Below are 20,707 nucleotides of genomic sequence, written 5' to 3'. Positions count from 1 at the left end.
GATTGCTTCGCTGCGTTCGCAATGACGGCGAAGCTGGCTTTCCCGTCATGTCCCTGATCGGCCGCCTCGTCGTCATCTTCATCGGCTTCCTCGCCGCCTGCTTCGTCGGCGGCATCATCGTGGTCGGCGCGCTGCTGTTTCCGGAATTCTCCGATCTCGGCGCCGGCCCCGTCGATCAGGGCACGATCGATATCCTGCTTGGTTTCGGCTTCATCTTCGTCTCCGGCTTTGCGCTGGTGCCGGCGGCGGTGATCGTCGCGATCACTGAAGCGCTCTACATCCGCAGCGCGCTGGCTTATGCCGTCGCCGGCGGCTTGGTCGGGCTGGCCTGCTATCTCGGCCTCGTTCCCTTTCACTCCGATACGCTGCAATTCGAAGGCATCGTGCGGCGTCACCTCGAGATCATGACCGGTGCGGGCATCGTCGCCGGGGTGGTCTATTGGCTGATCGCCGGCCGCAACGCCGGCGCCTGGCGCAATCCGCCGCCCCCGCGCAATCCACCCCCGCCGCTGCCATTGCAGTCGCGGCCCGATGCGCCGTGACGGTACGCGGCTGCTCTGGAGCAAAGACCACATACTCAGTGTCGTCCCGGCGAAGGCCGGGACCCATGACGAGTCTTCGCCAAACGTCTCCCTGTGGCTATCGGTCCCGGCCTTCGCCGGGACGACGTTGTGGAGGCATCGTGCTTTGACAATTTCGTTATGGCTTGCCGCGCCAGCCGCGACCGATTCCGGGGTTTTCATCTCTCCCCGCCTCCGCTAAACCGCGCGCCATGAACCGTACTGGACTCTTCATCGCCCTGGCGCTGTGGCTCGTGATCGGCGTCGTCTTCGGCCTCTATCCCGAACTCGATCTAAAACTTGCCGCGCTGTTCTTCGACCCCGATACGAAGACGTTTCCGCTCAAGTTGATCGGCTGGGCCGGTGTTGCGCGTGACGCGGCAATGTGGGTTGCCTGGGCATTCGTGCTGCCTCCGCTGATCGCGCTCGTGGTCAAGATGATCCGGCCCGACCGGCCGCTGATGGTGTCGGGGCGCGCGATCGTGTTCCTGCTTGTCACGATCATCATGTCGGCCGGCATTCTCACCAATCTCACCTTCAAGACCTATTGGGGCCGACCACGGCCGGTGGTGGTGACAGAGTTCGCCGGTGATCAGCAATTCGTGCCGTGGTGGGATCCGCGCGGCGATTGCGCGCGCAACTGCTCGTTCTTCTCCGGCGAGGGCGCGACCGCGTTCTGGACGCTGGCGCCGGCCGCGCTGGCCCCGCCGGCATGGCGGCCGCTCGCCTATGCCGGCGCGGTTGTCTTTGGTCTGGTGACCAGCGGGCTCCGCATGGCCTTTGGCGGACACTTCTTCACCGATGTCTCGATCGCCGGCCTCGTCACCTTCATCGTAATCTGGTTTGCCTACGCGCTGATTTACCGCTGGCCGCGGACCCGCTTCTCGGACGAGGCGGTCGATGCCGCCCTGACCCGGCTGAACTGGCCCGCTTACCGGCTCCGCCAGCGCCTGTTCGGTGGCAAAACAGGCGCCGCGCCATCCGTGTGAGTCTGCCGGGGCGCCATTAAACGCGTGCCCCGGCTCTCAAAATTTGATATTCGCGCGGTCAAACCACACCCGCCATCCGCCCCTTGAGACCCGATTGGAAGCCCCATGACCACGATCCTGAAAAGCCTGCCCAAGGGTGAGAAAGTCGGCATCGCTTTTTCCGGCGGCCTCGACACCAGCGCGGCGCTGCTCTGGATGAAGCAGAAGGGCGCGCGTTGCTACGCCTATACCGCCAATCTCGGCCAGCCGGACGAAGCCGACTACAACGAGATCCCGCGCAAGGCGATGGAGTTTGGCGCGGAGAAAGCGGTGCTCGTCGATTGCCGCACGCAACTGGTCCATGAAGGTATCGCGGCGATCCAGTCCGGCGCCTTCCACATCTCGACCGGCGGCATCACCTATTTCAACACCACGCCATTGGGGCGCGCCGTCACCGGCACGATGCTGGTTGCGGCCATGAAGGAGGACGGCGTCAACATCTGGGGCGACGGCTCGACATTCAAGGGCAACGACATCGAGCGCTTCTACCGCTACGGCCTTTTGACCAATCCGGGCCTGCGCATCTACAAGCCCTGGCTCGATCAGCAGTTCATCGACGAGCTCGGCGGCCGCGCTGAAATGTCGGCGTTCATGACTGCCCAGGGCTTTGCCTACAAGATGAGCGCCGAGAAGGCGTACTCGACAGACAGCAACCTGCTCGGTGCCACCCACGAGGCCAAGGACCTCGAGAGCCTCGACAGCGGCATCAAGATCGTCAACCCGATCATGGGCGTGCCGTTCTGGCGCGACGACTGCAACGTCAAGGCCGAGAAAGTCGTGGTGCGCTTCGAGGAAGGCCAGCCCACGGCGCTGAACGGCCAGACCTTCGCCGATCCCGTCGCGCTGTTCCTCGAGGCCAACGCCATCGGTGGCCGCCACGGCCTCGGCATGAGCGACCAGATCGAGAACCGCATCATCGAGGCCAAGAGCCGCGGCATCTACGAGGCGCCCGGCATGGCGCTGCTGCACATTGCCTATGAGCGCCTCATCACCGGCATTCATAACGAAGACACCATCGAGCAGTACCGCATCAGCGGCATGCGCCTCGGGCGCCTGCTGTACCAGGGTCGCTGGTTCGACTCACAGGCCTTGATGCTGCGCGAGACCGCGCAGCGCTGGGTCGCGCGGGCCGTCACCGGCGAGGTCACGCTGGAGCTGCGCCGTGGCAACGATTATTCGCTGCTGAACACGGAAAGCCCCAACCTCACCTATGCGCCGGAGCGGCTCAGCATGGAGAAGGTGGAGGACGCCGCCTTCACGCCGGCCGACCGCATCGGCCAGCTCACCATGCGCAACCTCGACATCGCCGACACGCGCACCAAGCTGAAGCTCTACACGGATACGGGCTTGCTGTCGGGCAGCGAAGGCTCGCAGATTTTCAAGCTCGAGAACGACAAGGACTAGTGCCGTAGGGTGGGCAAAGCGACTTGTCCGCCGTAGCTCGAAGAGCGAAGGCGGAAGCGTGCCCACCATCTTTCTACGACGGCAGTGATGGTGGGCACGGCGCAAACGCGCCTTTGCCCACCCTACGAGTTCGCGCCGTGTCGCCGCCTCGCGTGCAATCGCCTCAAACAAAAATGGCCGGGATCGCTCCCGGCCATTTTGCATTTGTGGACTTCGCCTCAGCGCGGCGGCGTGGTGCCGGGCGGGGGCGGCGGCAGCGAGGCCTGGCCGCCGTTGAGCAGCGGCGTGATGCGGCGCACGGTGACGCGCCGGTTGATCCGGCTCGGTCCTTGCGTCTGCTCCTTCAGATACTGCTCGCCGTAACCCTGCGACGTCAGGTTCTCAGCGGGCACATTGAACTGCTGCGTCAGCAATTCGGCCGCGGACTGCGCGCGGCGGTCCGACAGTGACAGATTGTCGACGTCGTTGCCGGTCGCGTCGGTGTGGCCCTCGATCAGGAACACCTCGCGTGGGTTGCGCTGGATCGCCTGGTTGAGGCCGTCGGCGATCGCCTGCAGCCGCGCAGCCTGGTCCGGCGGGATGGTCCACGATCCCAGCTCGAAGGTGATCGTGTTGACGTCGATGCTCGGCATCTGCATGCGAACGTTGGGGCTGTAGCGGATCTCGTCGAGCGAGTAGCGCCGGTCGATTCGTTGCACGGGCGGCGCTGCCATCGTCTCGTAGATCACCTGCGGCGAAGCCTCCTCGGCGTCGACGATGTAGCGATCATAGGGGATGTTGACCACCGGCGGCGGCACGTCGACATAGAAGCCGCCGACCGCGCGCGGATCGCGATAGCTGTTGTCGATGATGACGAGCTCCTGCCCGCGGGGGTCCCGGCGGATTCGGCGCAGCAGCGATCCGTCCGCACCGACCACTGTGATGATTTGACTCCCGTCAGGACGGATCACGACGGTGCGGGTTTCGCCGCCGACGGTGTCGGTGCGGATGTCGCGGGCGCCATAGCGGAAGCGATAGAGATCGTTGCCGCGGACATAGGCCTGTCCGCCCGGATCGCGGATGATGATGCGGTCCGGCTCGGTGTAGACGGTGCGGCCGCCCTCGACGACCTCGCGGCGCTGGTTGTGCATGTCGGCGATGGTGGCGCCGATCACGACACCGGCGACGACGCCTGCGCCGATCGCAATCGGCGTCAGGTCACGCTGCTGCGGGCGCGGCGGTGGCGGCAGCGGCGTGGTGGTCGTAGGCGCGGCGCGGAAGGCCGAACTGACTGTCGGCGGGGCGTTCTGCGCCCTGTTGGCCGGAACCGCGGCCGCCGCCGAACCGGGGACGACCGATGGCGCTGCGGCGCCGGCAGGCGGTGCGGGTGGTCGGGCCGGGACGCCAGCCTGCGGTGCCGCAGGCGGTGTGCCCGCAGGAGGTGCTCCAGCAGCAGCGGGCGCGCCCGCGGGCGGCGTGCCACCCTGACGTCCGGGAGGCGGTGTCATCGCGCCACCAGGAGCTGGGGTTGCGCCGGGAGCGGGCGATCCAGCAGCCGGAGGAGCAGCGCCGGGACGTCCAGGCGGCGGAGCGCCAGGCGTGCTGCCGGGCGCCGCTGGTGTGGCGGTCGGGGCAGCAGGTGTCGCCGGGCGAGCTGCGGGAGCCGCAGGCGTCGGAGCGGGCGTTGCCGTCGGGGCTGGTGCCGTCGGGAGAGGTCGCGCCGCAGGGGCCGCTGCAGGAGGCGCGGCTGCGGGCGGCGGAGGCGTCGGCGTGGTGGCGGGACGTGCTGGTGCCGCGGGTGGCGGCGTCGGCGCGTGCTGCTGCGGGGCCGCGGCCGGAGGCGGCGTCGGTGCCTTGGGCGCAGCAGGTGATGGCGGAGGCGGCGGAGGTGCCTGATGAGTCGGAGCCGGCGGCGGCGGTGGCGTCGGACGTGCCGGCGCGGCAGCCGGCGGGGGCGCGGCGGGCGGATGCGGCGGTGCTGCCGTCGGCGGCGGTGCGGTCGGGCGGGCGGGAGCCGCAGGCGGCGGCGGAGGCGGCGCTGCCGGGCGCGCGGCCGGCGGCGGTGCCTTTGGCGCTTCCTTCGGAGGCTGTTTCGGTTTTCCGTCAGGGCCCGTCTCTGGCTGGGCCTGCGCGACCACGAGCGGCGCGCTTTGCGCATGTGATGCGGAGCTTGCGAATTGCATCGCGGTCAGAGCCGTCGTGGCGAGCAGCACGAAACGAAGATTGGTCATGGTGATGAACTTCCCCGGAAGGTTCTTTGACGAAGTGTTGGGATCAACAGCTACGCGTTGGGCCGCATTGTGGCGGGCGAAGAGGTCGCGGCCCGATTTATTTCTGCACGCAAATCACGTCACGCTGGCGACGTTCATTGCGCATTCAGAGGCAGGTTGCAATCGCCTCACATGTGATGCTTCGCCCGATGTGTGATCCTGCGGCGAATTGGCATCCGTCGCTGGATTCGGTGTGAGAGGACCAGTCGGGCCTCGCGATGGAATCTCTTCAGGCATATGGCCCGGCAATTCGTCGGGCCGTGGTGATTCGCCGGGCTCGCGCACCGGCGGCGCAATTTCAGGCTGCGGATTGCCCGGCGGAATTCCGGGCGGCGGTTCGGTGGGCGTGCCGGGTGTCGACGGCGGTATCTCGGGCGGTTCGATCGGCATCGGCATCATCGAGATCAGTTGTCGGGAGAACGACAACGATGATGCCGCGCCGATGTTCCGTCTCGCGTCGCCGTCTTATTCGGGCGCGTGGCAGACGGCTTCGATGTTGTGTCCATCAGGGTCGAGCACGAACGCGCCGTAATAGTTCGAATGATAATGCGCGCGGATGCCGGGTGGTCCGTTGTCGCGTCCGCCGGCTGCCATCGCCGCCTTGTAGAAGGCGTCGACTGTGGCGCGGTCCTTCGCCAGGATCGCGACATGCACCGGCTTATTGAGCGCGCCTTCGCCGCCGATCCAGAAATCCGGCTTGCCGTCGGCGCCGAAGCCCGCGGCCGGATCGTGCCCGGTCTGCTCTTGCGTCACTTCCTTGATCAGGCTGTAGCCGAGCGGCGCCAGCGCCTTGGCGTAGAACGCTTTCGCGCGCTCATAGTCGGAGACGGAGAAGCCCATATGATCGATCATCGCAACCTCCGTTGTTCGTCGTCGTCAGCGTGACAGGAACGTATTGCTCCGCGTCTTGCGCGCAATCGCAAAGCCGCGCGCGACCATGTCTGCAATACAATCGTCCCGCCATTCGTCTTGTGACAGATGCTCGATGACAACCGCGCGCGGCCACAAAGAGGGCGGCGCATCGCGGAAGAAGCCGATCAGCACGCGGTCCTCAAAACCCTCGACGTCGATCTTGAGCGCATCGACTTGCGTGACGCCGGCCTCGTCGAGGATGCGTGTCAGCCGCAGCGAAGGCACCTTGATCGCATCGGCGCTGGCCGCGCCAGTCACGACATGCGTGGCGCCGAGATTGCCGCCGCCGCTCTCGATCATCAGCTCGCCGTCGCTGTCGCCCGCAGCCGCCTGCACCAGGCGCACCTGCGTCGCTTTCGATGCAGCCTGATTGAACGAGAGCCGCCCAAAGGTCATCGGATGCGGCTCGATCGCGACCACCTTGCCCGCGGGCCCGACCTGCCGTGCCATCACCAGCGCAAAGGTGCCGACATTGGCGCCGACATCGACGAACACGCCGCCGGCTTGCGTATGCTGGCGCAGGAAGTCGAGCTCGTCGAGATTGTAGTCAGGGTTGAACAGCGCGCCGCGCTCGGTCGCGCTGCCCTGGTGATAGAAGCGGAACGAGGCGCCCTGATACTGCACGTCGACCGGACCGCCGCGCAGCAGATTGACCAGCCGCGACATCCAGGGCCGGAATGCGCCGCGCTTCAGCCCCGAGCGTTGTGCGAGGCGGATGATCGCGGCCTGCGCCGTGTTCGGTGCGAACGCGCCGAACGGCGCGGACAATGGGGCGTTGTCGGGCGTCAAGCCAAGGATCCTCGTTGCAAGCGGCGCATGCATAGCCGGTTTTGCCGGGGACTCCAATCTTCACGAGAGGCCTGTAGCCCGGATGGAGCGCAGCGTAATCCGGGGTTTTCATTTGTGGCGCGATTCCCGGATTACGCTTCGCTCCATCCGGGCTACGGGTCACGCCGCCTTCTTCGGCGTCGGCCTGCGCTGGCGCAGGAAGCGGCCGAGCAGCTTGCGCTTGCCCTTGCGCGGGATCAGGTCGATGTCGCTGACGAGTTTTGCGCCGCCCTTGCGGCGCTCCAGCACGATCTTGCGGCTGTGGAAGGCCTCCAGCTCGACGCGATGCGCGACGCTGACGATGGTTGCCTTCGGCAGCTCGTCGGTGACCATCTTCATCATCTTGTCCTGGCTCTTCTCGTCGAGCGCCGAGGTCGCTTCATCGAGCACGACGATGTCGGGGTTGTGCAGCAACAGCCGCGCAAAGGCGAGGCGCTGCTTCTCACCGCCGGACAGGGTCTGATCCCACGGCGCTTCCTCCGCGATCTTCTCCTTGAGATGGTCGAGGCCGACCTTGTGCAGGGCCTCGCCGATCTCTTCCACGGTCCAGTCATCTTCGGCACCGGGATAGGCGACCGCACGGCGCAAGCTGCCGGACGGCACGTAGGGCCGCTGCGGCAGCATGAACAGCCGCCGGTCGGGATGGAAATTGACGCTGCCGCCGCCCCATGGCCAGAGGCCCGCGATAGCGCGCACCAGGGTGCTCTTGCCGGTGCCGGATTCGCCGGCGACCAGCAGGCGCTCGCCGGGCGCGACCACCACCTCGGTCTCGCCGACCACGGCGGTGCCGTCGTCGAGCGTGACCGAGAGATCGTTTAGCTCCAGCATGGCGTCATTGCTGGTCTCGCCGCGCTTGATGCGACCGAAGCCGTCGCCCTGCTCGGCGCGTTCGAGACCGTCGAGCGACATCATCAGCGAGGCGATGCGGCGTGCGCAGGCGTTCCAGTCGGCCAGCCGCGGATAATTGTCGACCAACCAGCCGAACGCGCTCTGCACGATGGTGAAGGCGGACGCCGCCTGCATCACCTGTCCGAGGCTCATGCTGCCGTCGAGGAATTTTGGCGCGCAGAGCAAGAGAGGGACCACGGGCGCAACCAGGCTCGATCCCTGCGACACCAGCGTGGTACGCATGTGCTGGCCGGCGAGCCGCGCCCATTGCCGCAGCACGTTGGTGAAGTTGCGATCGATGCCGCCGCGTTCTTCCTCCTCGCCGCCGAGCAGTGCGATGCTTTCGCCGTTCTCGCGCACGCGCGTCAGCGTGTAGCGGAAATCGGCCTCGGCCTGGTTCTTGTCCTCGGAGATCTGCACGAAGCGCCGGCCGATCACCAGGATCGAGCCGGAGGCGATCGCGGCGTAGAGGATCGCGGCGATCACAAGGAAGCCGGGAATGGTCATCGCGGAGCCGCCAAGAGTAACCGTGAGCGCGCCGCCGATGGTCCAGAGCACGACGATGAAGGTTGCCGCCGACAGCAGCGCCGAGGTCACGCCGGCGAGAAAATCGACCGGCGAATCCGTCGCGATGCGGAGATCCTCGGCGATCCGGTATTCCGGGTTCTTGTGGTCGCCGCCGACGAGGTTGAGCTGATAGTAGCGGCCATGGCCGAGCCACCGCGTCAGCACGCTCGCCGTGAGCCAGGCGCGCCAGCGCCGCTGGATGCCCATGCGCGAAAACACCTGCGCCACGCCGAGCACGATGCTGCCGATCGCGAGCGGGAAGAACACCGCGGAGAGATGGAAGACGGCCGTCGCATCGCGCTTCTCGATCGCGTCGAAGATCGCGCGATTCCAGACATTGATGCCGTACTGGAAGCCGACGGTGAGGACGATCAGCACACCGAGGCCGATCGAGTAGGGCCACGCCAGCCGGTCTCCCTTGCGGCCCCAGAAGCCGCGGGCGCTGATCCAGAAGCGCGTCAGCAGATAGTCTTTGCGCGCCTGCTCGGCCTCTTCAGGCGATAGTTCGGGATCGGGCTCGACCAGTTCGGGCGGCGGCGGAGCGACGTCCTCGCCATTCTCGCCAGTGATTTCGACAATGGGCGGCTTCCTGCCCTGCTCATTTTTTCCGGCCGGCTTTTGCATGGCCGGATAACGCAAAAGAAATCAAACGGTTCCCGCGAGTTCCGGTGCCGTGGTTCATTCGGCGGCGCCGTCGCGCACCCGCCGTAGCCGCGCCGCCCGGTGCAGCACGCGCGACAGTTCGTCGATGGAATAGGGCTTTTGCACGAGGTCGAAGCCGAGGCTGCCTTCCTGTGACAGTGCCTCGCTGTAACCCGTGGTCAGCACGACCGGCACGCCAATGCTGCGATCGCGGATCGCCTGCGCGAGATCGAGCCCGGTCATATCAGGCATCACCACGTCCGAGAACACGACGTCGAACCGATCCGCGTCGACGAGCAACTCGGCGAGCGCGTCGGTGGCATTGTCGATCAGCGTGATGCTGTAGCCGAGCTCGGTCAGCCCGTCGGCGGCGAAATTGCCGAGCTCGATATTGTCCTCGACCACCAGAACCGACATGCCGCTGCCGGCCACCGCCGGCGCCGTGGTCGGCGCCTGACTCCGCGGCAAGAGATCCGGCGGCACGCGCGGCAGATAGAGCGAGAAGGTGCTGCCCTGGCCGACCTCACTCGTCACCGTCACCTCGCCGCCGGATTGTCGCGCGAAGCCGAACACCTGCGACAGGCCGAGGCCGGTGCCCTGGCCGACCTGCTTGGTGGTGAAGAACGGTTCGAAGATGCGCCCCAATCGGCCTGCGGGAATGCCGATGCCGGTGTCGCCGACGGCAATGCTGACGAAGCCGTGGTTGCTCGAGAACTGACGGCCGGTGAGATGAGCCAGCGTGTCCGGAACATTCGTCGCCGCCTGCACCGTGAAGACGATCCGGCCCTTGCCCTGCATGGCATCGCGCGCATTGGTCGCCATGTTGATCAGCGCCGTTTCGAACTGGCCGGCATCGGCATTGACGAGGCAGGACTCCGCCGGCAGTCGCATGACGATCTCGATCGCCGGTCCGAGCAGCGTGGCCAGCATGTCGTGCAACGATTGCAAGCGCTCGCCGACGTCGAACACTTCGGGCTTCAGGGTCTGCCGCCGCGCAAAGGCCAGCAGCTGCGAGGTCAGCTTGGCCGCGCGCGCGACCGCGTCCGCGATGGCGGTGATGTAGCGCTGCCGCCGCTCCTCGCTCAGTTGCGGCCGGTTCAACAGATCGACGGAGGCGCGGATCACGGTCAGGAGGTTGTTGAAGTCATGCGCGACGCCGCCGGTGAGCTGTCCCAGCGCCTCCAGGCGCTGGCTGTGCTTGAGTGCCTCCTCGGCCTCGCGCCGCCTTGCGGCCTCCGTCTGGAGATGCTGCGTGCGCCGGAATGCGAAGGCCAGCAGAACAAACAGCAGCGCGGTCGCGGGAACGCCGAACACCAGATGCTGGCTCATGGTGGCGAGCCAGCGCGCGCGGATCGCCGAGGTCTCCAGCCCTGCGCTGATATAGATCGGGTATTCGGCGATGCGCCGGTAGCCGATGCGGCGCTCGATCCCGTCCGACGGCCAGGCGATGGTGATGAGGCCGTGATCCGGGTGGGCTGCGATGTTCCGGCCGACCGGCCCGTTCGGATCGAGCCGGAGGTCGCGATCGAGCCGCGGGAAATGCGCCAGCAGCGTGCCGTCGGTGCGCCCCATCGCGAAGAAGCTGCCGGGATCGGAGCCGATCCTGGCGTAGAAGCTCTCGAAATATTCCGGGAGGACGGAGGCCTGGATCACGCCGATGAAGCTGCCGTCCTCAGCATCGCGGCGGCGGCTCACGCCGAAGAAGCGCGCACCCTGATAGGGCGGCCGCGGCGTCAGCGAGGCGCCGATGAACGTGCCGATGGTCTGGTCGACATGGGCGTAGAAATAATCGCGGTCCGCGAAACTCAACTCCTGCGGCGGTGAAGCAAGGCTGTTGACCAGGGCCTTTCCGTCCGCATCGAAGATCCAGGCCGATTTGAGCTGCGGCAGGGAGTCGCTCAGCTGCTTCAGGCGCTGGTGCAGCACAGGTTCGCGCGCGCGAATGTTGTCGTCGGGAAGGCTGCGCACGACTTCGTTGAGCTCGGCGAGGCTGCGGTCGATGGTCTCGAACACCTTGAGCGCATGCTCATGCGCGACATCCAGCGTGCGCTCGATCTCGCGGTCGGCGATGTCCAGTGTGGAGGTGTAGGAGATCGTGGAGGCGATGGCGAACAGCGCAATCGGCAGCGCCAGGGATGCAGCCATCATCCACTGCAAAAGTCTCAGCGAGTTGCGTTGCGCGCCCTGCACAGTCGCTCCGGTCCCAGACCGGTGAGCTTACTTGAATTTCGCGCCGGGAAGGAAGCGGCTTATGGCGAGAACCGGAGGTTGCGGTCCGCAGGATCGCTCGCTGCGCGGGTTAGTGAAAAATTCTACTTAAATTGGCGTCGGCTGTAGAATGCCCCGGCCGCTCAGGCCGGGGTCGCAGCACAAATGACGCCTAGATCTGCCGCTCGACCATCTTGAGCTTGAGCTCGGCGATAGCTTCCGCCGGGTTCAGGCCCTTCGGGCAGGCCTTGGAGCAGTTCATGATGGTGTGGCAGCGATAGAGCCTGAACGGGTCCTCGAGATTATCGAGCCGCTCGCCGGTCGCCTCGTCGCGGGAGTCGGAGACCCAGCGGTTGGCCTGGAGCAGGGCGGCGGGGCCGAGATAGCGGTCGCTGTTCCACCAATAGCTCGGGCACGAGGTCGAGCAGCAGGCGCAGAGAATGCACTCGTAGAGCCCATCGAGCTTCTCGCGGTCCTCATGGCTCTGGCGCCATTCCTTCTGCGGTGTCGGCGAGGTCGTCTTCAGCCACGGCTCGATGGAGGCGTACTGCGCGTAGAAATTGGTGAGGTCGGGAACGAGATCCTTCACCACCGGCTGGTGCGGCAGCGGATTGATCTTCACCGCGCCGTCCTTGACGTCGTGCATCGAGCGGGTGCACGCGAGCGTGTTCTGGCCGTCGATGTTCATGGCGCAAGAGCCGCAGACGCCTTCGCGGCAGGAGCGGCGGAAGGTCAGCGACGGGTCGATGTGGTTCTTGATCCAGATCAGGCCGTCCAGCACCATCGGACCGCAATCATGGGTGTCGATGTAATAGGTGTCGACACTCGGATTCTTGCCGTCGTCCGGATTCCAGCGATAGACGCGGAATTCGCGAACTTCTGTCGCGCCCGCGGGCTTCGGCCAGGTCTTGCCGCCGGTGATCTTGGAGTTCTTCGGAAGTGCGAATTCAACCATTTCGATTAAGGCCTTCGCTGTTCGCTCAGTACACGCGCGCTTTCGGCGGGATGTACTGCACGTCGTTGGTCATGGTGTAGTCGTGAACGGGGCGGTACTCGATCTTGACCTTGCCGGAATCGTCCAGCCAGGCCAGCGTGTGCTTCATCCAGTTCTTGTCGTCGCGCGCGGAAAAGTCTTCGCGCGCATGCGCGCCGCGGCTCTCGGTGCGGTTGGCGGCGGAGTCCATCGTCACCACGGCCTGCGAGATCAAATTGTCGAACTCGAGCGTCTCGATCAGGTCGGAATTCCACACCAGCGAACGGTCGGACACGGCGATGTCGGTGATGCCGCTGTGGACCTTCTCGATCAGGTTCTGGCCCTCGGTCAGGATATCGCCGGTGCGGAACACCGCGCAATTGTTCTGCATCACGTGCTGCATGCCTTCGCGCAGCTTCGCGGTCGGCGTGCCGCCGGAGGCGTAGCGGTAATGGTCGAGGCGGCCGAGCGCGAGCTCGGACGAATTCGCCGGCAGCTCCGGCTGGCTGGCGTTGGGCGTAAGCTTCTCGGCAAGGCGTAGCGCCGCGGCGCGGCCGAACACCACGAGGTCGATCAGCGAGTTCGAGCCGAGCCGGTTGGCGCCGTGCACGGAGACGCAAGCTGCTTCGCCGATCGCCATCAGGCCCGGGATGATGGCGTTGTCGTCGCCGCCCTTCTTGGTCAGGACTTCGCCGTGATAATTCGTCGGGATGCCGCCCATGTTGTAGTGCACGGTCGGCACGATCGGGATCGGCTCGCGCGTCACGTCGACATTGGCGAAGATCTTTGCGGATTCGGAGATGCCCGGCAGCCGCTCGGCCAGCACCGCGGGATCGAGATGGTCGAGATGCAGGAAGATGTGGTCCTGCTTCTTGCCGACGCCGCGCCCTTCGCGGATCTCGATGGTCATTGCGCGCGAGACGACGTCGCGTGAGGCGAGGTCCTTCGCCGACGGCGCATAACGCTCCATGAAGCGTTCGCCCTCGGAGTTGACGAGATAGCCGCCTTCGCCGCGCGCACCTTCGGTGACGAGGCAGCCCGAGCCGTAGATGCCGGTCGGGTGGAACTGCACGAACTCCATGTCCTGCATCGGCAGGCCGGCGCGCAGCACCATACCGCCGCCGTCACCGGTGCAGGTGTGCGCCGAGGTGCAGGAGGCATAGGCGCGGCCGTAGCCGCCGGTCGCGAGAATCACAGTCTGGGCACGGAAACGATGCAGCGTGCCGTCGTCGAGCTTGAGCGCGATGACGCCGCGGCAGGTGCCCTGGTCGTCCATGATCAAATCGATGGCGAAGAACTCGATGAAGAACTCGGCCGCGTGACGCAGCGACTGGCCGTACATCGTGTGCAGCATGGCGTGGCCGGTGCGGTCGGCAGCGGCGCAGGTGCGCTGCGCTTGGCCCTTGCCGTAGTCCAGCGTCATGCCGCCGAACGGGCGCTGGTAGATCTTGCCGTCCTCGGTGCGCGAGAACGGCACGCCCCAATGCTCGAGCTCGTAGACCGCCTCGGGCGCGTTGCGCACCATGTATTCGATCGCGTCCTGGTCGCCGAGCCAGTCCGACCCCTTCACGGTGTCGTACATGTGCCAGCGCCAGTCGTCCTTGTGCATGTTGCCGAGCGAGGCCGAGATGCCGCCCTGCGCCGCGACCGTGTGCGAGCGGGTCGGAAACACCTTTGTGATGCAGGCGGTGCGGAGGCCCGCTTCGCTGCAGCCGACCACGGCGCGCAGGCCCGCGCCGCCGGCACCGACCACGACGACGTCATAGGTGTGGTCTTCGATCGGATAGGCTTTTCCGTTGGTGGCGGGTGCGCCGTTGCCCTTGCCATTCGCTGCTGTGGCCATGGCTTACACTCCGGATGAAAGCTTCAGGATCGCGTAGGCCGAGGCGAGCGCTACGGCGACCGAGAAGAAATTGTTGAGCATGATCGAGACGAGCTTCAGCTTCTCGTTATGGACGTAGTCCTCGATCACGACCTGCATGCCGATCTTCATGTGCCAGGTGCTGGCAGCGATGAAGAGCAGAAGGATCAAGGCGACAGGAGGCGAGCTGAGAATCTGCCCGGCGCCGGCATGGTTGCTGCGGAGAAGCATCATGACGATGACCAGCGCCGGGATCATCAGCAGCGTCATGGCGACGGCGGTGATGCGCTGGCGCCAGAAGTCGGACGTGCCGGAATGGGCGGCGCCGAGATTGCGGACGCGGCCGAGCGGGGTGCGCATGCTGCGCTTCGGCGTATCGGGTGCGCTCATCGTCCACCTCCGATCGCGAAGGCGATGATCCAGATCAGCACCGTCAGCACGATGCCGCCGATCAGCGCGCCCCAGGTCAGGGCCTCGCGCTCATTGGCCTTGAAGCCATAGCCAAGGTCCCACACGAAGTGCCGGATGCCGCTGAGCATATGGTGCATCAGCGCCCAGGTGTAGCCGAACACGATCAGTCGGCCGATGATGCTGCCGGTGAAGGCCTGGACGTTGGCGTAGGCGGCAGGTCCCGAGGCCGCCGCGACCAGCCACCAGACCAGCAGCAGGGTTCCGACATAAAGGGCGATGCCGGTGGCGCGGTGGACGATGGACAGCGCCATCGTCAGCGTCCAGCGGTAGACTTGCATGTGTGGTGAAAGCGGTCGTTCGATCCGTGCGGTCATGGGCTTTGATGTTTATGGCGGCCCAGCAGAGGGCGCGCGGGGATCGCGAAAGGTCGGCTCTATTTACGGAGTCGATTTCACCTGCGCAATCTCCAAATCGTCATAAATCGAACCGGCGTTCAGCACTACGCCGTTGATGCAACAGGCCAATCAGAGGCTTGGTATACCAGAGCGATGGTGCACCGACCAAGGATAGAATATTAATTCATCTTTTGTGGCGATGGCCGAGGCGCATTGAAATCACTATTGGAACGGCTCTAAGCCGCCGACTGGCTGCCACCGTTCGAACCAGTCAGTTCATGACGCCCACGGCGGCGCAGTTGGCCGATGCGCCCTCTCCAATTTCCGCCTTGCGCACCGATTTTCCGTCAGGCGGCGGATATGCGCACCTTGCATTCCACCCCAGCCGGGAGGGGTGGCGTGTCGACCACGCAAATCGGATCGCCTACAGCTTGCTCCGCAGCTCATTCCGAACGAACGAATCGGAAAGGTTGCGGCCAGTTGTCGGGGCAGATCCGGGTGATTGCAGGTCTTGATATCAACGAGCTCGTCGAGCTCGCGCTGCTGCTGATCGCAGTCGGGGCGCTGTCCGGATTTTTGGCCGGCGTATTCGGCATCGGTGGCGGCGCGATTCTCGTGCCGGTGTTTTACGAATGCTTCCGCATCGCCGGCGTGCCGCTCGAGGTGCGGATGCCGCTTTGCGTTGGCACCTCGCTCGCCGTGATCATCCCGACCTCGATCCGCTCGTTCCAGGCGCATTACAAACGCGGCGCTGTCGACATGTCGATCCTGCGCGTCTGGTGGCTGCCGATCCTGATCGGCGTCGTTCTCGGCAGCGTGGTCGCGCGCTACGCGCCGGAGCGGCTGTTCAAGATCGTCTTCGTCTGCGTCGCCTATTCCGCCGCCGTGCGACTGATCTTCGCGCGCGAGACCTGGAAGCTCGGCGACGATCTGCCGAAGGGCCCCTTGATGCGCGTCTACGGCTTCTGCGTCGGCATCTTGTCGACGCTGATGGGCATCGGTGGTGGGCTATTTTCGAACCTGCTGATGACGTTTTACGGCCGCCCGATTCATCAGGCGGTCGCGACCTCGTCGGCGCTCGCGGTGCTGATCTCGATCCCCGGCGCGCTCGGCTACATCTATGCCGGCTGGCCGGCGGCCGCGACTTATCCGGCCGTTACGGCCCTGCAAATCCCGTTCGCGCTGGGCTACGTCTCGCTGATCGGCGCCGTGCTGGTGATGCCGATGAGCCTGGTCACTGCGCCGCTAGGTGTGAGAGCCGCGCACGCGATGTCGAAGCGGACGCTGGAGATGGCCTTCGGGTGCTATCTGTTTATCGTCGGCAGCCGGTTTGCGATGAGCCTGCTGGGCGGGCAGTAGGCGCCACAAACTCCGTCATTGCGCGCGCAGCGAAGCAATCCAGAATCTTTCCGCGGTCGCAGTCTGGATTGCTTCGTCGCAAGGGCTCCTCGCAATGACGGTGATGAGAGTGCTCGCAATGCTAACTCCATCGTCGTCCTGGACAAGCTCGCGTAGCGAGCGCCGATCCAGGACCCATTGCCCCAGGGAGTGGTTTTGCGATGACTCGTGGTCACCAGCTTCGCGCCAAACTTCTCCCTGGGGCAATGGGTCCTGGCTTTCGCCAGGACGACTGCGAGGATGTGGCGCGGTCGTGCGGCTAAGTCGCCGCTATTTCTTCGCGAAAATATCCTTGTACGTATCCCGCAGCACGTTCTTCTGCACCTTGCCCATGGTGTTGCGGGGCAGCTCGTCGACGACGAAGACCCGCTTGGGCATCTTGAATTTGGCCAGCCGCCCGTCGAGTGCCTTGAGCACCGCGGCTTCAGTCACATCGGTGCCCTTGCTGCAGACCAGCACCGCGGTGACGCCTTCGCCGAAATCGGCATGCGGCACGCCGATCACGGCGGATTCGACCACGCCGGGCATGGCGTCGATCTCGCTCTCGATCTCCTTCGGATAGACGTTGAAGCCGCCGGAGATCACGAGATCCTTGCCGCGGCCGAGAATGTGGATGTAGCCCTTGCCGTCGATCTTGCCGAGATCGCCGGTGATGAAGAAGCCGTCGGAGCGGAATTCCGCCTTGGTCTTCTCCGGCATGCGCCAATAGCCTTTGAACACGTTCGGGCCCTTGACCTCGATCATGCCGATCTCGTCGCGCGGCAATTCCTTGCCCGTCTCCGGATCGGTCACGCGCACGGAAACGCCGGGCAGGGGAAAGCCGACTGCGCCGGGGACGCGCTCGCCGTCATACGGGTTCGACGTGTTCATGTTGGTCTCGGTCATGCCGTAGCGCTCGAGCACCGCGTGGCCCGTGCGCGCCGACCATTCGCGATGGGTTTCGGCCAGCAGCGGTGCCGAGCCCGAGATGAAGAGGCGCATATGCTTCGTGGTCTCGCGCGACAGCGCGGGATTTTGCAGCAAGCGCGTGTAGAACGTCGGAACGCCCATCAGCACCGTGGCGCGCGCCATCAGCTTGATGATGAGATCTGAATCGAGCTTCGGCAGGAAGATCATCGACGCGCGCGAAAACAGCGTCACGTTGGTCGCCACGAACAGGCCGTGGGTATGGTAGATCGGCAGCGCGTGGATCAGCACGTCCTTGTCGGTGAAGCGCCAGTAGCCAACGAGGCTCAGCGAGTTCGACGCCAGATTGTCGTGGGTGAGCATCGCGCCCTTGGAGCGGCCGGTGGTGCCGGACGTGTAGAGGATCGCGGCGAGATCGTCGTTCGCCCGCAAGACGGTCGCGAACTCGCTACTCGCCTTCTCGGCGGCTTCGGTCAGCGAGCCTTTGCCGTCAGGCCCGAGCGTCTCGACCTTGGCCTTCACCTTGGCGGCGATGGCGGTGAGGCCCTCCGCCTTAGAGGGATCGCAGACCACCAGCGACGGCTCGGCATCGCCGATGAAGTAATCGAGCTCGTTCAGCGTATAGGCGGTGTTCAGGGGCAGATAGACCGCGCCGGCCCGCACCGTGGCGAGATACAGCACGATATTCGCGACCGATTTCTCGACCTGCACGGCGACGCGGTCGCCAGGCTTGACGCCGCGCGCGACCAGCACATTCGCCATTTGCCCGGCCCGCGCGATCAGATCGCCATAGCTGATATGCGCGCCGTCATGGGTCTCGATCGCGAGGCGCGCAGGGCTGTCCAGGCCGTCGAACAGGCGGGAAAACAAATTGGCGTTGGCAGCTTGGTTCATGCAAGATTTCCTCGACCGCTCAGCCGGTCAAAACCGAGGGCTGGATTAGCAAAAACCGCCCCGAAGAAGCAACGGAGACAGTTGGCATGACCAAAAATGGGAAACGCGTGGCCTGGGTCACGGGCGGCGGCAGCGGGATCGGGGAGGCCGGCGCCGAAGCGCTTGCGTCCGACGGCTGGACAGTGGTGGTCTCCGGTCGTCGCAAGGACGCCCTGGAGACCGTGGTGGCGAAGATCACGAAGGCCGGCGGGACCGCCGAGGCGATCGCGCTGGACGTGGCGGTCGCGGCCGACGCCCAAAAGACGGCTGATCAAATCGTCGCGAAGCACGGCCGGATCGACCTTCTGGTGAACAACGCCGGCATCAATGTCCCCAAGCGGAGCTGGAAGGACATGGAACTGGAGGGCTGGGACAAGCTCGTCCAGGTCAATCTCAACGGCGTGCTCTATTGCATGCGCGCGGTGCTGCCGACGATGCGCAAACAGCAGGACGGCTCGATCATCAACGTCTCGTCCTGGGCCGGCCGCCACGTCTCGAAGATGCCGGGCCCGGCCTACACCACCACCAAGCATGCGGTGCTGGCGCTGACCCATTCCTTCAACATGGACGAATGCGTCAACGGCCTGCGCGCCTGCTGTCTCATGCCGGGCGAGGTGGCGACGCCGATCCTCAAGCTGCGTCCGGTGGTGCCGAGCGAGGAGGAGCAGGCCAAGATGCTGCAATCCGAGGATCTCGGCCGCACCATCGCGTTCATCGCCAGCATGCCGCCACGCGTCTGCATCAACGAGCTGCTGATCAGCCCGACGCATAATCGCGGATTCATTCAGACGCCGCACAACAGGGATTGAGTCTTAGCACGCGCGACAATCTCAACTCGTCGTCCCGGCGAAGGCCGGGACCCATAACCACAGGAATTAGTTTGGCGAAGACTCGTGGTTACCTGTCTCGCGCTACGACTGCTTTTCGGGAGTATGGGTCCCGGCCTTCGCCGGGACGACAGTGGAGCGTGAGGCGCGCTCGCGCACCCCACGCACCATCCCGCGCATAGTTTCACGCATCACAATAAGTTATTCCCCGAAACCGCTTCGCAAACCGTCCCGTAGTTCGGACCAACGACGCGTGACTGCTTCACGTCAAACTGTCGCAGGCGCCGTTGTTGCCCAACGCAAACGCCGGCAATCGCCGGTCACAATTCAATCGGGAGTTTCTCCATGTCGAAGCGCATTGCCTATCTCACCGCCGCAGCCTTCAGCGCGCTGGCCATCACCGCGACCGTCGTCGCGCCCGCCCGCGCCGAGGAAAAGACCGTCATGGTTGGCGGCGCCGCGATGTTCCCGTCGAAGAACATCGTCCAGAACGCGGTCAACTCGAAGGATCACACCACGCTGGTGGCAGCGGTGAAGGCGGCCGGCCTCGTCCCGACGCTGGAAGGCAAGGGCCCGTTCACGGTGTTCGCGCCGACCAACGCCGCCTTCGGCAAGCTGCCGGCCGGCACCGTCGACACCCTGGTCAAGCCTGAGAATAAGGCGACCCTGACCAAGATCCTCACCTACCATGTGGTGGCCGGCAAGCTCGAAGCCTCCGACCTCACCGACGGCAAGAAGCTGAAGACCGTCGAGGGCGAGGAGCTCACCGTCAAGAAGCAGGACGGCAAGGTCTGGATCGTCGATGCCAAGGGCGGCACCTCGATGGTGACGATCTCCAACGTCAACCAGTCGAACGGCGTGATCCATGTGGTCGATACCGTGCTGATGCCGGCGACGTAACACCGCGGAACCCTGTTTAGTCCCCCTGAGCAGGGAAGAACGGCAAGGCGAGTCGGGGGTACCCCCGGCTCGCTTTATTGTGAGAAGCTGCGCGCCAGATTCGCGAAAGCGCTGATGTAACGAACGCCGAGCCGCTGGCGTATAATGGTCAGCGCGATCTCACAGGACGGAACCACCATGTCGAGCCTCACCGTATCCGACGAGCAGGTCAGGGCTACTCCGGGCAAAGTGATCCAGCCGGTCTGGGTCCGGGTCATGCACTGGACCAACGCGGTCGCCATGGTCCTGATGATCCTGTCGGGCTGGCAGATTTATAACGCCTCGCCGCTGTTCGGCTTCAGTTTTCCGCGCGAATACACGCTCGGCGGTTGGCTCGGCGGCGGCCTGCTCTGGCATTTCGCGGCGATGTGGCTGCTGATGGTTAACGGCCTCGCCTATCTCATTACCGGTTTTGCCACCGGCCGCTTCGCTAAGAAGCTGCTGCCGATCACGCCGGCGGGCGTGATCCACGACGTCAGGGCGGCGCTGACCTTCAAGCTCAGCCATGACGACCTCAGCGTCTACAATTCTGTGCAGCGCGTGCTCTATGCCGGCATCATCGTGGTTGGCGTGTTGATCGTGCTGTCGGGCTTGTCGATGTGGAAGCCCGTGCAGCTGCATTGGCTGGTGACGCTGTTCGGCGATTATCCGACCGCGCGCTACGTCCATTTCTTCTGCATGGCCGCGATCTGCGCCTTCCTTGTCATTCACGTTCTGCTCGCGCTGCTGGTGCCGAAGAGCCTGCGCGCGATGATCATCGGTCGCTGAGAGGGAGGAA

17 protein-coding genes and 1 pseudogene are annotated in these 20,707 nt (G+C 65.1%); 7 read left to right on the top strand and 11 right to left on the bottom strand.

Annotation, left to right across the window (positions count from 1 at the left end; genetic code table 11):
* Positions 1–47 precede the first annotated feature (47 nt).
* From UB31_RS24970 to argG, 3 genes are all read left to right on the top strand, one after another.
* Complete coding sequence (locus UB31_RS24970; RefSeq protein WP_045004478.1) at positions 48–542, top strand: hypothetical protein; 495 nt, start codon at positions 48–50, stop codon at positions 540–542.
* A 230-nt stretch (positions 543–772) separates the two neighbouring features.
* Positions 773–1,549: a phosphatase PAP2 family protein gene (locus UB31_RS24965; RefSeq protein WP_045004475.1), complete on the top strand. Its 777-nt coding sequence runs from the start codon at positions 773–775 to the stop codon at positions 1,547–1,549.
* Between the two features lie 105 nt (positions 1,550–1,654).
* Positions 1,655–2,992 (top strand): argininosuccinate synthase, encoded by a 1,338-nt coding sequence (argG, locus tag UB31_RS24960; protein ID WP_045012790.1) that lies wholly within the window; start codon positions 1,655–1,657, stop codon positions 2,990–2,992.
* Positions 2,993–3,210: 218 nt separating this feature from the next.
* Here the strand turns inward: argG and UB31_RS40655 are convergent, their stop codons facing one another.
* The 10 genes and pseudogenes from UB31_RS40655 to sdhC all read right to left on the bottom strand — a co-directional run bounded on the left by UB31_RS40655 (position 3,211) and on the right by sdhC (position 14,905).
* Positions 3,211–5,202, bottom strand: coding sequence for an OmpA family protein (locus UB31_RS40655; protein WP_082078612.1), 1,992 nt, complete (start codon positions 5,200–5,202; stop codon positions 3,211–3,213).
* Between the two features lie 195 nt (positions 5,203–5,397).
* Positions 5,398–5,631, bottom strand: a pseudogene (locus tag UB31_RS42645) (hypothetical protein); the annotation flags it as partial.
* A 75-nt stretch (positions 5,632–5,706) separates the two neighbouring features.
* The gene (locus UB31_RS24945) at positions 5,707–6,093 is read right to left on the bottom strand and encodes a VOC family protein (protein ID WP_045012789.1); all 387 of its coding nucleotides are present in this window, start codon (positions 6,091–6,093) and stop codon (positions 5,707–5,709) included.
* A gap of 24 nt (positions 6,094–6,117) precedes the next feature.
* Positions 6,118–6,942 carry an FkbM family methyltransferase gene (locus UB31_RS24940; protein ID WP_045012981.1) on the bottom strand — a complete coding sequence of 275 codons (825 nt, stop codon included), beginning with the start codon at positions 6,940–6,942 and terminating at the stop codon, positions 6,118–6,120.
* Positions 6,943–7,101: 159 nt separating this feature from the next.
* A complete protein-coding gene (locus UB31_RS24935) occupies positions 7,102–9,060 on the bottom strand; it encodes an ABC transporter ATP-binding protein/permease (protein WP_045012788.1) in 1,959 nt (652 codons plus the stop codon).
* Between the two features lie 54 nt (positions 9,061–9,114).
* Positions 9,115–11,268 carry a hybrid sensor histidine kinase/response regulator family protein gene (locus UB31_RS24930; protein WP_045012787.1) on the bottom strand — a complete coding sequence of 718 codons (2,154 nt, stop codon included), beginning with the start codon at positions 11,266–11,268 and terminating at the stop codon, positions 9,115–9,117.
* Between the two features lie 190 nt (positions 11,269–11,458).
* Positions 11,459–12,241 (bottom strand): succinate dehydrogenase iron-sulfur subunit, encoded by a 783-nt coding sequence (locus UB31_RS24925; RefSeq protein ID WP_045004469.1) that lies wholly within the window; start codon positions 12,239–12,241, stop codon positions 11,459–11,461.
* Between the two features lie 25 nt (positions 12,242–12,266).
* Entirely contained in the window at positions 12,267–14,102 is a 1,836-nt protein-coding gene (gene sdhA / locus UB31_RS24920; protein WP_045012786.1) for a succinate dehydrogenase flavoprotein subunit, read from the bottom strand.
* Between the two features lie 3 nt (positions 14,103–14,105).
* Positions 14,106–14,510, bottom strand: coding sequence for a succinate dehydrogenase, hydrophobic membrane anchor protein (sdhD, locus tag UB31_RS24915; RefSeq protein WP_045004466.1), 405 nt, complete (start codon positions 14,508–14,510; stop codon positions 14,106–14,108).
* A complete protein-coding gene (sdhC, locus tag UB31_RS24910; protein ID WP_045004464.1) occupies positions 14,507–14,905 on the bottom strand; it encodes a succinate dehydrogenase, cytochrome b556 subunit in 399 nt (132 codons plus the stop codon). Before sdhC ends, sdhD begins: the two co-directional genes overlap by 4 nt.
* A 519-nt stretch (positions 14,906–15,424) precedes the next feature.
* Here sdhC and UB31_RS24905 point away from each other — a divergent pair.
* Positions 15,425–16,285, top strand: coding sequence for a sulfite exporter TauE/SafE family protein (locus tag UB31_RS24905; RefSeq protein WP_045012980.1), 861 nt, complete (start codon positions 15,425–15,427; stop codon positions 16,283–16,285).
* 309 nt (positions 16,286–16,594) lie between these two features.
* On the opposite strand, the gene UB31_RS24900 is transcribed toward UB31_RS24905, so the two are convergent.
* Positions 16,595–18,124 (bottom strand): malonate--CoA ligase, encoded by a 1,530-nt coding sequence (locus UB31_RS24900; protein WP_045012785.1) that lies wholly within the window; start codon positions 18,122–18,124, stop codon positions 16,595–16,597.
* Positions 18,125–18,210: 86 nt separating this feature from the next.
* Here UB31_RS24900 and UB31_RS24895 point away from each other — a divergent pair, with 86 nt between their 5' ends.
* From UB31_RS24895 to UB31_RS24885, 3 genes are all read left to right on the top strand, one after another.
* Complete coding sequence (locus UB31_RS24895; RefSeq protein ID WP_045012784.1) at positions 18,211–18,972, top strand: SDR family oxidoreductase; 762 nt, start codon at positions 18,211–18,213, stop codon at positions 18,970–18,972.
* A 363-nt stretch (positions 18,973–19,335) separates the two neighbouring features.
* The gene (locus UB31_RS24890) at positions 19,336–19,890 is read left to right on the top strand and encodes a fasciclin domain-containing protein (protein WP_045004457.1); all 555 of its coding nucleotides are present in this window, start codon (positions 19,336–19,338) and stop codon (positions 19,888–19,890) included.
* A 177-nt stretch (positions 19,891–20,067) separates the two neighbouring features.
* A complete protein-coding gene (locus tag UB31_RS24885; protein WP_045012979.1) occupies positions 20,068–20,697 on the top strand; it encodes a cytochrome b/b6 domain-containing protein in 630 nt (209 codons plus the stop codon).
* Positions 20,698–20,707: the final 10 nt, after the last annotated feature.

This window comes from Bradyrhizobium sp. LTSP849, from assembly GCF_000938255.1.
Lineage (GTDB): Bacteria > Pseudomonadota > Alphaproteobacteria > Rhizobiales > Xanthobacteraceae > Bradyrhizobium.
This window is presented reverse-complemented; position numbering and strand designations above follow the sequence as displayed.